We start from the raw sequence: 15227 nt of genomic DNA on the forward strand, positions 1-15227 counted from the left end.
AACGATGAATTTACTGCCGCGCGAGAAGGACAAGCTACTGATTTCGATGGCAGCCATGGTGGCGAGGCGCCGTCTGGAACGTGGTGTGAAACTCAATCATCCCGAAGCAATCGCTTTGATCACCGACTTTGTCGTTGAGGGCGCGCGTGATGGACGCTCCGTCGCAGACCTTATGGAGGCTGGGGCGCATGTGATCACGCGCGCTCAGGTGATGGAGGGGATTGCCGAGATGATCCACGACGTGCAGGTCGAAGCCACCTTTCCCGATGGCACCAAGCTCGTCACAGTTCACGAACCAATCCGATAGTCAGTTTAAAGAGAAAACTCATGAAGAAGATATTGTTATTGACTTTGCCTCTGGTCGCAGCGACCACTCCTGCCCTTGCTCATCTCAACCCTGCTGAACATAGTTCCTTTGGTGCAGGTTTCTCCCATCCAATGTTTGGCGCCGATCACATTCTGGCGATGGTAGCCGTTGGCCTATGGGTAGTACTGCTTGGGGGACGTGCCATGTGGCTGGTCCCCGCTGCATTCGTTGGCACAATGATTGCGGGTTTTTTGTTGGCTATTGCCGGCGCGCCACTGCCATTCGTCGAGCCAGCAATTCTTGCTTCGGTTGTCGCTATCGGATTGTTTGCTGCCATAGCACTCAAGGTTCCTGCATCGCTGGCAATGGCCATTGTCGGTTTTTTTGCACTGTTTCATGGCTACGCCCATGGTGGTGAAATGGGAGCAGCGACGGTTGGCGGCTATCTTGCGGGCTTTGCTCTTGCCACGACATTGCTCCATGCGTTGGGGTTGGCTCTGGGTAGTTTATTGGGAACAGGTGCAGGGCGGACCGTAATTCGCGCAATTGGCGCCGGTACAGCATTCGCCGGTCTCTGGTTGGCCTTTGGAGCATGAGCAATATGATACCCGGAGAAATCATAACCATAGTAGGGGATATCGAGCTTAATGCTGGAGCCCCCGTGACAGTTTTGAAGGTCGCCAATACGGGTGACCGTCCTATACAGGTCGGATCGCACTATCACTTTTATGAAACCAATGAGGCGCTGGTTTTTGATCGCCAACTGGCTCGAGGCAAGCGGTTGGATATTGCAGCTGGCACGGCAGTTCGTTTCGAGCCGGGACAAGAACGCGATGTGACATTGATCCCATTTGGCGGCGGCCGCGTCATCTACGGATTTCAACAAAAAATCATGGGAAAGCTCTGAGATGCCAGCAACAATCAAGCGATCTGCCTATGCTCAAATGTTTGGTCCGACTGTTGGCGATAAGGTTCGGTTGGCCGACACCGAACTTTTTATTGAGATCGAGAAGGATTTCACGATCTATGGCGAAGAAGTTAAGTTTGGTGGCGGCAAGGTCATTCGTGACGGGATGGGGCAGAGCCAGGTCACACGAGCAGATGGAGCCGTGGATACGGTAATCACCAATGCTTTGGTTGTCGATGTGACGGGTATATTCAAGGCGGATATTGGCCTGCGCGATGGACAAATTGCCGGTATCGGCAAGGCTGGCAATCCGGACACGCAACCAGGTGTAACGATCATTGTCGGACCGGGAACCGAAATTATTGCAGGCGAGGGCAAAATCCTTACAGCAGGCGGGATGGACGCGCATATTCATTTCATCTGTCCCCAACAGATTGATGAGGCCTTGATGTCAGGCATCACCACCATGTTCGGTGGTGGTACAGGGCCAGCGCATGGCACGTTGGCTACGACGTGTACACCCGGGCCATGGCACATGGGGCGCATGATCCGTTCCTTTGATGCGATACCGATGAATATCGGATTGTCTGGCAAGGGCAATGCGTCACGTCCAGCAGCGCTGGAAGAGATGATCCTTGGGGGGGCGTGTTCTTTGAAACTGCACGAAGACTGGGGGACTACGCCCGCTGCCATCGACAATTGTCTCACTGTCGCCGATCAGTATGACGTGCAAGTGATGATCCACACCGACACTCTGAACGAAAGCGGATTTGTGGAAGATACCGTCGCTGCTTTCAAAGGACGTACCATTCACGCCTTCCATACTGAAGGGGCAGGCGGTGGACACGCGCCGGACATTATCAAGATCTGCGGGCTTCCCAATGTGATTCCCTCATCCACCAATCCGACGCGGCCCTATACAAAAAATACCATAGCAGAACATCTGGACATGCTCATGGTCTGCCATCACCTTTCTCCATCCATCCCGGAAGACGTGGCATTTGCAGAAAGCCGTATCCGCAAAGAGACGATTGCGGCAGAGGACATTCTCCACGATATTGGCGCATTCTCGATCATCTCGTCAGACAGCCAAGCCATGGGCCGGGTCGGCGAAGTTCTGATCCGTACCTGGCAAACAGCTGACAAGATGAAACGCCAGCGCGGAAGCCTGCCGCAGGAGCAGGGCGATAATGATAATTTCCGGGTGAAGCGGTACATTGCCAAGTATACGATCAATCCGGCAATCGCGCAGGGCGTTTCTCGCTATATAGGCTCGATCGAAGCTGGCAAGCGTGCCGATCTTGTTTTATGGAATCCAGCGTTCTTTGGTGTCAAACCTGACCTTGTGCTGCTTGGCGGCACGATTGTCGCTGCACCGATGGGCGATCCAAATGCTTCGATCCCGACGCCGCAGCCGGTACATTATCGCCCCATGTTCGGGGCCTTTGGCAAGAGTGTCGCTTCCTCATCTGTGACTTTTGTCAGCAAGGCAGCCGTTGAAAATGGTCTTCGTTCGAGTCTGGAAGTCGATAAAGAACTGATTGCAGTGGAGAACACGCGCGCAGGCATTTCCAAATCGTCGATGGTGCACAATTCAGCAACGCCCCATATAGAAGTTGACCCGGAAACCTACGAAGTCCGAGCCGATGGTGAACTGTTGACGTGCGATCCAGCAACCACACTGCCGATGACGCAGCGCTATTTCCTGTTCTGAGTGTGAGTAAAATGAAAGAACACTTTTTAAGGCTGGCTCGTTATAACAAATGGGCGAACAAACAGATTTATGATGCCGCCGCTCTTCTTGATGAGGAAGATTATTTCGCAGATCGCCGAGCTTACTTCAAATCAATGCATGGTACCTTGAACCACTTGCTTGCGGTCGACAAATTGTGGTTTGGCAGATTTACAGGCGATCTCTACGCTTTGCCCTCGTACGATGTTATTTTGCATGATGATCTGGGCAGTTTGCACGCCGCACGTAATATCTTTGATGAACGCATCACCGATGTTATCGAGGCTATGAAGCAGGTTGACATTACTGCACCCTTTCACTGGATCATGCTGAACGGCGAGCCTTGTACATCCACACTCGACCGATGCTTGACGCAAATTTTCAATCACCAGACCCATCATCGCGGACAAGCCCATACTCTTTTATCTCAGCTCACCGGCGATGCGCCGCCGGTGGATTTCTTTTTCTGCATGAATGATGATTTTGTTGAAGGAGCCATGGTATGAGGCGCGTTACTGGACATCAACATTTTGGTCATTATCGCGGCACACCTTTCGACAGCGTGGTCCTGGCACATGATGAACGGCATTTGCGCCGAAAAGTTTTGAAACTGCAGCAAGGAGAACAGATTTTGGTAGATCTGCCAGAAGCTGTCCTGTTTGGCCATGGAGATGTACTAGTCCTTGAAGATGGGAGCCTTGCGGAAATTATTGCGGCAGAAGAAGCGCTCTACGAAGTGATTCCGCGCAGTCGCGAACATTTAACGGAGCTGGCCTGGCATCTGGGCAATCGCCACCTGCCTGCCCAGTTTGAGGGGGACCGAATCCTCATTCTCAAGGATCACGTGATCAAAGCAATGCTGGAAGGACTGGGCGCGAGAGTGAGCGAGATTACTGCACCATTTCAGCCCCTACGCGGTGCCTATCATAGTGGACATAGCCACGATCATCATTCTCACGGATCACATCATCATCATGATTGAAAATGGGGCACTGCTTCGTTTGATGACATGGCTTTCTCCGGCTTTTCCGGTGGGCGCGTTTTCGTACAGCCATGGTATTGAACAGGCAATTCAACAGGGGTTAGTTCACGACAGGCAAAGCCTTGAAGATTGGCTGGTCGATATCCTCAGCGAAGGCTCCGGATGGAATGATGCGGTGCTCTTTGTTCAAAGCTACCACATTGCCAGAAGCGGCTCTGATTTTTCAGATATTACAGAACTTGCGGAAGCACTGGCGGGCTCGCGCGAGCGGCATATGGAGACAATGTTGCAAGGTGAGGCATTTTTGTCGGCAGCCCAAGCTTGGCCAAATCCGGTATCGAAAAGGTTGCCTTCCCAAATTGCCAACCCAATAGCCGTGGGCGCAATAGCCGGGGGCCATGGTATCGAGATTGAAGCAGCGCTTTGTGCTTTCCTACACGGCTTTGTTTCCAATCTGGTACAGGGTGCAGTGCGGCTGGTCCCATTAGGGCAGCGCGATGGCGTTGCAATACTGGCGTCATTGGAAGAAGAGATACAGTCCTGCGCTAGCAAGGCAGCAAAATCCACGCTGGGAGACCTTGGCACTTGCGCCATAATTTCGGATGTGATGGCGATGCGCCATGAAACGCAATATTCCCGGGTTTTCAGATCATGATTTCAAAAAACGGTCCACTTCGCGTTGGTATTGGCGGTCCTGTAGGATCAGGCAAAACAACCGTCACTGAAATGTTGTGTAAAGCCATGCGTGATCGTTACTCGCTGGCTGTGGTCACAAACGATATTTATACCAAGGAAGATGCGTTGATCCTGAACAGATTGCAGGCCCTGCCGGAAGACAGGATCATGGGCGTCGAAACAGGCGGTTGCCCGCATACGGCGATCCGCGAAGATGCGACGATCAATCTTCAGGCTATCGCGGCAATGAACAAGCTACATCCCGATCTCGATATAGTATTCATTGAGTCGGGCGGCGATAATCTCGCCGCCACTTTTTCGCCGGACCTTGCCGATTTAACGCTTTATGTCATATCCGTTTGCCAAGGTGAAAAGATCCCGCGCAAGGGAGGCCCGGGGATTACACGCTCGGATCTTCTGATCGTCAACAAAAAGGATCTGGCACCTTATGTTGGTGCTGATCTCGACGTCATGGCCAGTGATACAAAAAACCAGCGCGGGCCGAAACCGTTTGTCTTCACCGACATGTTGCGAAGAGACGGGCTGGAGGAAGTCATCCGGTTTATCGAGAGTGCTGGTGGACTGCAGCATGCATGAATAATCAGATCAATCGTTGGATGATAGGGATCCGATTAAGGCAGTAACTGGTGACTACGACTGAAATCACTTGACGACTCAGTCAGACTCAGTTGAATTTACGCTTTAACATCAGAAATTGGGTTTTAAGCGTGTATGTTGTCTCCAACTGAAAAAGACCAGAGCCACCGTACCGGCAAAAAAGTCCGCTCGCTTACGCGATTGGTCGAAGCGGATGCTGATCTTCTGAGCGCACAGCTGCAGGAGTTGAGGTCGCGTGCTTTTCCACCAACTGCAGAAAAGGAACTGAGAAAGTTCACATCAGGCGAAGCCGCTCGTCTGATTGGTATTACTGACGCCTATATCCGGCATCTGTCATTGGCCGGCGAAGGACCTGAACCGGAAAAAACCTCCGGTGGCCGCCGGCTGTACTCACTTGAACAGGTTCATGAGATACGGCGACACTTGGCCAAGTCAAAGAAGAGCTACCTGCCGTCTCGTCAGGGCAACGAACATATGCAGGTTATTGCCGTGACGAATTTCAAGGGCGGTTCAGGCAAGACGACGACCGCCGCTCATGTTGCACAATATTTTGCAATGCGGGGTTATCGGACGCTGGCTATCGATCTTGATCCGCAGGCTTCATTATCGGCACTGTTCGGCATTCAGCCGGAATTCGATCTGGAAGACAATGATACGATCTATGGCGCCATACGCTATGATGACCAGCAGCGGCCAATTGCGGACATTATTCGCAAGACCTACTTCTCTGGGCTTGACATCATTCCTGGCAATCTGGAGCTCCAGGAGTTTGAACATGATACGCCACGCATCCTTGCCGAGCGACGTCGAGGAACGGAAAGGCTTTTCTTTTCCCGCATAGCCAATGCGTTGGCAACAGTGGACGATCGCTACGACGTTGTTGTTCTGGACTGCCCGCCTTCGCTGGGGTTCCTCACTCTATCGGCTCTGTGCGCAGCGAGAAGCGTCCTTGTAACGATCCACCCGCAAATGCTCGATGTCGCTTCAATGTCGCAATTCCTGCACATGACTGCAGGATTGCTGGACGTCGTTGAGCAAGCTGGTGGTGATGCCGATTACGATTTTTTCAGATATGTGGTTACCCGATATGAACCGAGCGATGGCCCTCAGGGACAAATTGTTGGTTTATTGAAAAGCCTTTTTGGCGAGCGGGTTTTAACGAACGCCCTGCTAAAATCTACTGCAATCTCAGATGCTGGTCTGACGAAACAGACACTGTACGAGGTCGGCCGGGAGTATTTTACGCGCGCAACCTATGACAGGGCGATTGAAGCGCTGGATGCAGTGAACCTCGAAATAGAGGAGCTGGTCCGTGATGCGTGGGGGAGGGCTCTATGAACAAGCGTAGAGACGCTCTTAAAGCTATGATGACACCTATTAATGATACGTCACATAACGAACACAGACACGCTAAACCGGCCCAAAAATCTGGTTCATTGAAGGCTATGGGATTGTCATTGCAAAGTCTTTCGGACGATGCTGACGAGGCGCAGGCATTGCGGGCACAAATTGCTTCGGGTGAACACATTGTTCAGATCGAGCCGAATCTCATAGACGGTTCATTCATTCGTGATCGGCTTGATGACGTCAACGCCGAAGACTTCGATGAGTTTAAAGCCAGCATTGAAGAACATGGCCAGCAGGTTCCAATTCTTGTACGACCAAATCCGCTCGATGAACGTCGTTACCAGGTAGCCTATGGGCATAGGCGCCTTGCAGCGCTTCGCGCCATAGGCAGACCTGTCAAAGCGATAGTTCGCAATCTTTCGGATGAAGATTTGATTGTCGCGCAAGGCAAGGAAAACCTGGAGAGAAAAGACCTTTCTTTTATTGAGCGTGCACTTTTTGCGGCAAAACTGGAAGCGCATGGGATTGAACGCAACGCCCTTATGGCTGCGCTTGCAGTTCACAAAGGCAATCTGTCAACAATGATCGCCGTTGCAAATTCTCTGCCGGAAGATCTCATTCAGGTGATCGGTCCTGCTCCGAAAATAGGACGGCCGCGTTGGGAACAACTTTCACAGCTGCTGCAGAACGACGATACCCCTTGGAGAGAAAGAGTTGATTTGGAGCATTTGCTTCGGATTGATAGTGATGCCCGCTTCGCTTTGGTACTCAAGAGCCTGTCGCCTCGAAAATCGAGCCCTGCCATTTATCCACTGAAGTCCAAAGAAGGCCTGTCTTATGCCCAAATTGAGCAAGCCAATGGCAAAACGAAGGTGACGGTTGACGAAGCCCTGACCCCGGAATTCGGACACTACTTAATAGCACAACTGCCTGAGATTTACGCCGCCTATCTTCGCGGCGAAAAGAGTGAACCGCGTATAAGAAAACTCTAACTGGAGAAAGATCGCAAAAGAAAAGGCCCCCGAAACTGACGTCCCGGAAGCCCTCTCAAAGTCTAAGCAACTTGAGAATCGCATTTCCGAGAATCACTGTCAAGCGTTTAACGCCGTTTCGGCGAGCGGATTTCTTTTGCCTGATTGAGGGTGAAAGCAATGAACAGGGAAATGACGACGACGCCCTTTGGGCGGCGGCCAATGTCGTATGCCATGCTGGATGCGCAAGCGGGGGCCAGAAAAAGTGAGGCGGAGGTAGTTGCTGACAAATGGAAGCTCTTCCGCATGATTACAGAAGCTCGGCCATTGCTAGGTGTTTCAGATCGGGCATTGGCAGTGCTTCATGCATTGCTCAGTTTTCACAAACCGATTGAGCTGGATAGCACAGCGAATCTTATTGTTTTTCCCTCGAACAGGGAGCTATCACTGCGTTGTCACGGAATGGCGCCGGTTACCTTGCGCAGGCACTTGGCATCGTTGGTAGAGGCCGGAATGATCATTCGGCGTGATAGTCCCAATGGAAAGCGCTATGTTCGCCGGGATCAGGAAGGTGAGTTGAAGACGGCATTCGGCTTTGATCTGCTACCTTTGGTGGTCAAGGCAGTGGAGTATGAGGAGCTTGCAGCAACTATTCGCGCAGAGGATTTGGCAAAGCGCATCTTGCGAGAGCGAGTAAGCCTTCATCGCCGGGATATTGCAAAGATGATCATCTTTGCCGAAGAGGAGGCCCTTGAAGGTCCATGGGATGCTCTCAACGAAAGATTTATGCCCTTGGCGCGGCCATTACTTAGGGGCCTGGACAGAGGCGGTCTCGAAGCGCTGGCGGTGTGCCTTGATGATTTGCGCGTTGATGTTGAGAAGTTATTGGAGTTAAACGACAATTCAGCAAAAACAACCGCCAGTGACGTTCAAAATGAACGGCATATACAGAATCAAAACCCAGACTCTAAATTTGAACTTGAACCTGGCTTTAGAAAAACCCAACGAGGCGATGGCAGCGATCAATCTGATTGGAAAGATGAATCCGATAACGAAGAGATATCCAGTTCACACCAATCGGCCCGCAGTGCACTACGACCGCCCAAGGCCTTTCCGCTGGGACTGGTTTTAAAGGCTTGCCCGGACATAATCGATTACGCGCTCGGCGGGATAAACAGCTGGCCTGATCTCATACAAACAGCAAATCTGGTTCGAGTAACTCTTGGGATCAGTCCTGATGCATGGCAACAGGCCATCGAGATATTCGGACCAAATGAAGCGGCGATTGTCGTTTCCGCAATACTTCAAAAAGGTGAGAGTATCTTGAGCCCGGGAGGATATTTGCGTGCTTTGACGGATAAGGCTCGAGACGGATCCTTCTCGTCAGGACCTGTGCTGATGGGGTTGCTCCGGTCCCATCAAATCAAACATGATGCCGAGGCGGGATAAATTATGGGTATATGTGCAATCCTGGTACGGCTGGATTATCGACGGCTTTGCAGCTGGCATGATAAGCCACTTTGCAATGAAGTGACGGAAACGAATATCCTATGAGCAGGCTTGACAGTTTTATCCGCCGGATGACGGCACAGCGCGATACTCTCAATCACATTTGTGACAGCGTCAAAAATCGGGAGGGGCCTGTGATTGAACTGGGGCTTGGGAATGGTCGAACATATGATCATCTCCGCGAAAGATTTCCGGATCGCCGAATTATCGCTTTTGATCGTGCTGTCGGGGCGCACAAGTGTTCAACACCTGAGCCCGAGAATCTTGTCATTGGCGAAATACGCGACACAGCACAAAGATTCATCGGCATAGGTGCCGCGCTTGTCCACGCGGATATCGGTACCGGATACGATGAAAAGGATGCTGTGACACTGACATGGTTGCCGGAATTGGCAGCTGCACTGTTAGCCCCGCAAGGAATTGTAGCCAGTGGCCTTGAACTAAAACATCCTGCACTCAAGCAGTTGCCGCTTCCTGATAGTGTAAAGCCCGGCCGTTACTTTCTATACAGCCGAACCGAATAGCAGAATATCAAACTGAGGTTCGGTGAAAGGTAGAGTTGAAACTTTAATTGCCTCTACGTGGTCTTCGCGAAAAATGAGGCAATCCTCGTAAAAGCGTGCCAAATACTGTATGAAAGCAATGGATTGTTCCCGACCGTAGAATATCGGTGAAAACTCCATATAGAGCGGGACTTTTCTTGTTAACAGCGTCTGCATGGAATTACATGCAACCGGCTCATACCCCTCAATGTCCATCCATATAAGTCCAATTTCTTGCGGCGATATATTTGCCTCGGACAGAATCTTGTCGACAGGTTTTACAGCTACCGTAATTTTGTGATCCCGGTGGCTTTTCCTGACCGTACTGCTTTTCCCGTGATTGTTTTGGTGCTGGAAAAAATCAATCTCGCCTTCAAGGTCACCAGCGGCGCATTGTATCGCCAGTATTTTATCCTCCAGCCCGTTCTGACGAATATTATGTTGCAAAAGTTTAAAGTTACGAGGATCTGCTTCTACACTGACAATCTGTGAGAATGATTGGCTCAATGCAAAGTAAATTGTTTGCGTCCCAATGTTCCCGCCGATTTCAAGCAAGGTGGTTCCACTGGTCAAAAGCTTCTTTTCTCTAAGTGTTAAAAATAGCCGGTCAACGTGGTCTCGCTCAAAATTGCCTTTACGGAATACTTTCTTGCCAATGTAGTCATGTGGGGACACTGTCATGAGATGATCGCCGCAATTGACGGTCAAGTTCACGGTCCGGGGACCAATTGTATTGATTAACAGCTCACGTCCATATCGTGTATCGAAGAAGCGAGAGACAGCACCGAATTTCCATTTATCAAAACGTCGGATCCATCTGTTTTTCATAAGAAGTAAGCGCTCATCTCCCGAGTAACAACATGGATTCTGAGCGGCTCAGCCCGTCCTCTCACCGTTATTTCACGGCTTTCGAATAGACTGGTATCAGAACCTGCCTTCACGACCGTTGGTTCTGACACGACAAGGGTCACATCGAGTTCTTTGGCAATTGCTTCAAGCCGGCTCGCAACATTCACAGTATCACCTATCGCAGTTAAGCTCTTCACATTGCTATAGCCCATGGCGCCGACGATTGCAGGTCCTGAGTGCACTCCAATCGCTACGCGCAGGGGAATCGCAAGATCAGTCGCAAGTTCCTCACTTAACCGGTCTATCTCACGGATGATTATTGCACATGCCTTGAGTGCTTGCCGGCAAGCATCCTCCGGTCGTCCTTGCAAGCCAAACAAAGCCATCGCACCGTCGCCGATAAACTTGTCCAGACGACCGCCAGCTTGTTCCACTGCTTGCCCTATAATAGCGAAATAGCGGTTAAGCAGGAAAACCACATCGTATGGCAGCTGTGCTTCGGTGAGAGTGGTGAAGTTACGAATATCACAAAAGAGGATGACAATTTCCTGCTCGCGGCCAGGATTCACTTGCTGGCTGTTGGCAGGCAGATTGCTTTCCACAGTTGGTACCAGCAATGGAACAATGCTGATATTATTCAAGGGTCGTAACTGACAGGCGAGCCGAACATCGGGATCGGCGTTGATGCGGTTCAGGGTTGCCTGCTCGGTCGTGTCCGGTTTCACAAGTGTATCTCCACCTTCGATGATCTGGACACGGCACGTGGAGCAGCGACCCTTCCCACCGCACACCGCATAGTGCGGTACACCGCCCAGACGGCTTGCTTCAAGGACACTAAAGCCGCGCGGAACGCGGACAATCTGACCTTCAGGATAGCGAATCTGGATCTGATCGAAACGTTCACGCCAGCTGCGAACGAGACGTAGGGACAGCACACTCAGGAGACTTGCAGCAAAAAGCCCATAGAGCATGAATTTGATCATGATCAACTGCTGCGATGCCGCCGCGCTCACAAAGCTGTTGCCATGCGTGCGCGCCGAGGAATAGCCGCTGCCGTAGCTTGATTGGACAGGTTCGCTCGCAAGAATTCTTCCCGTATCGGCAAAACCCAAAAGGCTGAGGACTGGCAGCAAGATTGCCAGGGTTAGAAAGAACGGAGCCGCTCGAAAATACCAGTCGCGATATCGTAACCAGAAGTGCAGTCCGATGCACCCATGCGCCCATACAACAAGAAGTGCCAATGACTGTCTTATAGCGTTGCTGGAGGAATCGACCCATAGGCTTCTGATGACGAATTCGTATGTATCATGCAAGCCGACGACTTCGTATCGGATACGTGTACTGACGACGTGTTCGATTAATAGAGCAGGTATCAATAGTCCAAGTATGATTTGGCTGGCTTCGCGTACTGGCATAACCAATGTGCGACGCAGATAAAGTGATCTCATGATGAGTGTTACATGTACAATTACCGCTCCGTAGAGAATAAACGTTCCTACTGGGTTTCTCCAGATGGCGAGAAACCAGTGGCGCCCCTCTTCCGCGGCTCTCAGCGAAATCAGATTGAGTGAATGATTGGCCAGATGAAGCATGACAAAAATGAGCATAATCAGGCCTGAGATCAGGCGTAGTCTGCGCAATGATCGTTCGGAACTGATTTTGCCGGCAAAAGCTGTCATGAAATCCATAGCAATTTCTGTTGGGTTAGCTTAGTTGAGCCAATGTCGTTTGGCGAGACGATGCGCTCGCATTGCCTGCTAAAAATGGCAAGACAAAGCCTAGATCGATAGATGATCATTCGCTCTGCAAGTCGGTCTCTTGTGCCGTTGTCAATCTTCCCGCATGGTGCGGCATGTTTGTTGAGAAGGTTATCTCGCTTCACATATGTATATTGCTTTTTATGCCCCGCTGAAATCACCCAATCATTCTGTTCCTTCAGGGGATCGTGCCATGGCTCGGCTTTTAATCCGGGCAATGCAGATGGCTGGCCATCGTGTAGTGGTTGCATCTGAACTCAGAAGCTTTACCAGGACACCTGACCCAACCAGCCGGTCTGCGATTTACAGCAGTGCAGAACAGGAGCGCCATCGCCTCGGCAAACTTTGGCAACAGGGAGGCAAGCCCGATCTCTGGTTTACCTATCACCCCTATTACAAGGCACCGGATCTGCTCGGACCGGACTTGGCGCGTATGTTCGGACTCCCTTACATTACCGCCGAAGCCTCCTATTCCGAACGCCGCAGTGGTGATGAGTGGGGGGAGCAACAATCACATGTTGTTGATGGTGTCCGGCAGGCGGCAGTGAACATCTGTTTTACAGGAAGAGACGAGATCGGGCTTGAGCAGCTTGTACCAAAAGAGCGCTTGAAAAGATTATCTCCATTTATCGATATAATGGCCTTCTCCGACGAGCCAACTGCGGTTGGTACCAATCAACTCGTCACTGTTGCTATGATGAGACCGGGTGATAAATTGGAAAGCTACCGGATGTTGGCTGCATCGCTGGCGCTTTTGAATCATATCCCGTGGACCCTGAAGGTCGTCGGTGATGGCCCTGCCAGCGCTCTGGTGAAAGCCTGTTTCGCTCGTATCAACCAGGATCGCATTGAATGGGTTGGGCAAAAACAATCACATGAAGTCACGAAGATCCTTTATGATTCTGGAGTATATGTCTGGCCAGGCTTTGGTGAAGCCTATGGAATTGCTTACCTTGAAGCGCAGGCAGCAGGGCTGCCAGTGGTAGCGCAAGCAGTAGCTGGCGTTCCAGAAGTCGTAAGAAACGGCGTCACTGGTATGCTTACACCGGCAAACGATGTGGCTGCCTTTGCCAAAGCAATAGAACATTTACACACGAACAATGAGCGGCGCTATGTCATGGGAAATGCGGCGAGGCGATTTGTTTTGAAAGAACACTCCCTTGAACTGGCTTCAAAGCAGTTGGATCTATTGTTGAGAGCGCATACGGAACAAGACCGATGACCAGGAATACCGTTTGGCAACCGTTGCGCGACGAGCTATCCCGCTGGATAAATGCCAGCCGCAGTGTACAGTTCTGGTTGCGCGATGATGATGCTGTGGAGCCCACCGTGGCTCTCGAACGCTTGCTGATGCTGAGCAATGAGTATGCGGTACCGGTATTGTTGGCAGTGATACCGTCTTTGGCCGGTATACCTCTTGCTGAGCGGTTGCAATCGGAGCGGTTTGCTGGCGTTGCGACGCATGGCTGGTCACACGAAAATCATGCCTGGGATGGGGAAAAGAAACAGGAATTGGGTCGCCATCGCCCATTGAGCGTGATTCTCGCCGAGCTTGACGAGGGAAGAACGCGCACCGGGACGTTGTTTCCCAAACAGGCTTTGCCGATACTTGTGCCACCATGGAATCGTATCGATTCTTCATTGTTGCCGCACTTGAACAGCGTGGGATTCGCGGCGCTTTCGGTGTTTGGGAAGCGAAAGGTTGATCAGAGAGACCATATTCGTGTTGTGAATGCTCACATTGATCTGATTGATTGGCACGGCACGCGTGGTTGCCGGGATCATTCCGAACTGGTCGCGGAGATAGTCAAGGAAATGCGTGATCGCTTTGAGGATCATGACAGCACGATCGGCATTCTGACCCATCATCTTGTCCATGACGAATCTGCCTGGAGTTTTCTAAGGATGCTGTTCGAAATTTCAACTGAAACGGGAGGTTGCCGCTGGGTATCTGCAGGGGAGCTGATTTAGAGCGGAGAACATCCAAATGGAATCGTTCTGCCTCCGGCAGAACGATTCCATTTGGATGTTCTCCGCTCTAAAGGTCGACTACCTGAAAATCCCGGGCCGCGAATGTTTGCTCGAAGCGCAACTTTGCAAGCCTTTCGAACTCATCAATTTCGTCGTCCGTCCGTGACGGAGCGTGGTGGAACAAGGCCAGTTTGCCGATCTTTGCAGCTTCTGCCAGCTTGACTCCGTGTTGCCAAGTCGAGTGACCGTACCCAAAGCGCCGTGGCATCTCGTCTTCAGTATATGTGCAGTCATAAACAACAAGATCAGCATCCCGAATGAGACCGAGAACGGCCGGATCCAGTTCGTTGTCAATATGCTCCGTGTCAAAAATCAATGCGAGGACGCGTCCAGCCCATTCAATTCTGTAACCAACGCAGCCACCTGGATGATTCAATTTATCAGTACGTATGATAACCTTCTCAAACGGAGTGAGTGTGTCTCCGGCGCGAAAATCCTGGAAATTGAGACATGCCTGGCAGATATCAGATTCTATCGGAAACCAGGGTGGGCGCATGAACTGCTTGATCATTTGACCTGTTGTCATTTGCCCGGCCAGATGGCCTGACCAGAGACGGACGCTCATCATGGGATTATAAAGAGGCGTGAAATAGGGCAGGCCGATAATATGGTCGTAGTGGCTATGGGTATAAATTATATCGAGTTGCTCGACGCCTTCCCGGGACAGAGCCTCACCGGCTTGCCGTACACCCGAGCCGGTATCAAAAATCAATCTACGGTTTCCGCATTGAACCTCGATGCAGGCGGTATTTCCTCCATACCGTACGAACTCGGGTCCCGAAACCGCAACACTGCCTCGCGTCCCCCAGAATTTCACCCGAAATACTTGGTCGTTCATTATGCTCTTTACACCTAGTTCCCCAATTTGGGGGATATCGTAGTCAAACTGCGATCGTTATGCGAGGCTTGTATTCCTTTTTATTGACAGGCTACGCATTAAAAATTCGCTTCTGTTGATATGTAGGCGATAGCAACTTGCTTTTTAAGGTTTATGACAATT

At 51.1% G+C, this 15227-nt stretch carries 17 protein-coding genes; 14 read left to right on the top strand and 3 right to left on the bottom strand.

What is annotated here, in order from left to right:
• Window positions 1-4: 4 nt before the first annotated feature.
• The 12 genes from ACYJL1_RS24825 to ACYJL1_RS24880 all read left to right on the top strand — a co-directional run bounded on the left by ACYJL1_RS24825 (window position 5) and on the right by ACYJL1_RS24880 (window position 9572).
• Window positions 5-307: an urease subunit gamma gene (locus ACYJL1_RS24825; protein ID WP_460899751.1), complete on the top strand. Its 303-nt coding sequence runs from the start codon at window positions 5-7 to the stop codon at window positions 305-307.
• 20 nt (window positions 308-327) lie between these two features.
• A complete protein-coding gene (locus ACYJL1_RS24830) occupies window positions 328-903 on the top strand; it encodes a HupE/UreJ family protein (protein ID WP_460899752.1) in 576 nt (191 codons plus the stop codon).
• A gap of 5 nt (window positions 904-908) precedes the next feature.
• Window positions 909-1214 (top strand): urease subunit beta, encoded by a 306-nt coding sequence (locus tag ACYJL1_RS24835; RefSeq protein WP_460900002.1) that lies wholly within the window; start codon window positions 909-911, stop codon window positions 1212-1214.
• Window position 1215: 1 nt separating this feature from the next.
• Window positions 1216-2928 (top strand): urease subunit alpha, encoded by a 1713-nt coding sequence (gene ureC / locus ACYJL1_RS24840; RefSeq protein ID WP_460899753.1) that lies wholly within the window; start codon window positions 1216-1218, stop codon window positions 2926-2928.
• An 11-nt stretch (window positions 2929-2939) separates the two neighbouring features.
• Entirely contained in the window at window positions 2940-3452 is a 513-nt protein-coding gene (locus tag ACYJL1_RS24845; RefSeq protein WP_460899754.1) for a DinB family protein, read from the top strand.
• Window positions 3449-3928: an urease accessory protein UreE gene (locus ACYJL1_RS24850; protein ID WP_460899755.1), complete on the top strand. Its 480-nt coding sequence runs from the start codon at window positions 3449-3451 to the stop codon at window positions 3926-3928. The genes ACYJL1_RS24845 and ACYJL1_RS24850 overlap by 4 nt, the downstream gene beginning before the upstream one ends.
• Window positions 3921-4583, top strand: coding sequence for an urease accessory protein UreF (locus ACYJL1_RS24855; protein ID WP_460900003.1), 663 nt, complete (start codon window positions 3921-3923; stop codon window positions 4581-4583). Before ACYJL1_RS24850 ends, ACYJL1_RS24855 begins: the two co-directional genes overlap by 8 nt.
• The gene (ureG, locus tag ACYJL1_RS24860) at window positions 4580-5200 is read left to right on the top strand and encodes an urease accessory protein UreG (protein WP_460899756.1); all 621 of its coding nucleotides are present in this window, start codon (window positions 4580-4582) and stop codon (window positions 5198-5200) included. Before ACYJL1_RS24855 ends, ureG begins: the two co-directional genes overlap by 4 nt.
• A 135-nt stretch (window positions 5201-5335) precedes the next feature.
• On the top strand, window positions 5336-6559 hold the full coding sequence (repA, locus tag ACYJL1_RS24865) for a plasmid partitioning protein RepA (protein ID WP_460899757.1): 1224 nt from the start codon (window positions 5336-5338) through the stop codon (window positions 6557-6559).
• Window positions 6556-7560: a plasmid partitioning protein RepB gene (gene repB, locus ACYJL1_RS24870; RefSeq protein ID WP_460899758.1), complete on the top strand. Its 1005-nt coding sequence runs from the start codon at window positions 6556-6558 to the stop codon at window positions 7558-7560. Before repA ends, repB begins: the two co-directional genes overlap by 4 nt.
• Window positions 7561-7773: 213 nt before the next feature.
• The gene (repC, locus tag ACYJL1_RS24875) at window positions 7774-8988 is read left to right on the top strand and encodes a plasmid replication protein RepC (protein ID WP_460900004.1); all 1215 of its coding nucleotides are present in this window, start codon (window positions 7774-7776) and stop codon (window positions 8986-8988) included.
• A gap of 101 nt (window positions 8989-9089) precedes the next feature.
• The gene (locus tag ACYJL1_RS24880) at window positions 9090-9572 is read left to right on the top strand and encodes a class I SAM-dependent methyltransferase (protein WP_460899759.1); all 483 of its coding nucleotides are present in this window, start codon (window positions 9090-9092) and stop codon (window positions 9570-9572) included.
• On the opposite strand, the gene ACYJL1_RS24885 is transcribed toward ACYJL1_RS24880, so the two are convergent.
• Both ACYJL1_RS24885 and ACYJL1_RS24890 read right to left on the bottom strand, forming a co-directional pair.
• Entirely contained in the window at window positions 9552-10418 is an 867-nt protein-coding gene (locus ACYJL1_RS24885; RefSeq protein WP_460899760.1) for an FkbM family methyltransferase, read from the bottom strand. The two genes, ACYJL1_RS24880 and ACYJL1_RS24885, sit on opposite strands and share 21 nt — an antisense overlap.
• On the bottom strand, window positions 10415-12118 hold the full coding sequence (locus ACYJL1_RS24890; RefSeq protein WP_460900005.1) for an adenylate/guanylate cyclase domain-containing protein: 1704 nt from the start codon (window positions 12116-12118) through the stop codon (window positions 10415-10417). Before ACYJL1_RS24890 ends, ACYJL1_RS24885 begins: the two co-directional genes overlap by 4 nt.
• Window positions 12119-12323: 205 nt before the next feature.
• On the opposite strand from ACYJL1_RS24890, the gene ACYJL1_RS24895 reads away from it, so the two are divergent.
• Complete coding sequence (locus tag ACYJL1_RS24895) at window positions 12324-13418, top strand: glycosyltransferase family 4 protein (RefSeq protein WP_460899761.1); 1095 nt, start codon at window positions 12324-12326, stop codon at window positions 13416-13418.
• Window positions 13415-14167: a polysaccharide deacetylase family protein gene (locus ACYJL1_RS24900; RefSeq protein ID WP_460899762.1), complete on the top strand. Its 753-nt coding sequence runs from the start codon at window positions 13415-13417 to the stop codon at window positions 14165-14167. The genes ACYJL1_RS24895 and ACYJL1_RS24900 overlap by 4 nt, the downstream gene beginning before the upstream one ends.
• A 67-nt stretch (window positions 14168-14234) precedes the next feature.
• Here the strand turns inward: ACYJL1_RS24900 and ACYJL1_RS24905 are convergent, their stop codons facing one another.
• A complete protein-coding gene (locus tag ACYJL1_RS24905; RefSeq protein ID WP_460899763.1) occupies window positions 14235-15065 on the bottom strand; it encodes an MBL fold metallo-hydrolase in 831 nt (276 codons plus the stop codon).
• Between the last annotated feature and the right edge of the window lie 162 nt (window positions 15066-15227).

Source organism: Phyllobacterium sp. K27 (assembly GCF_054796155.1).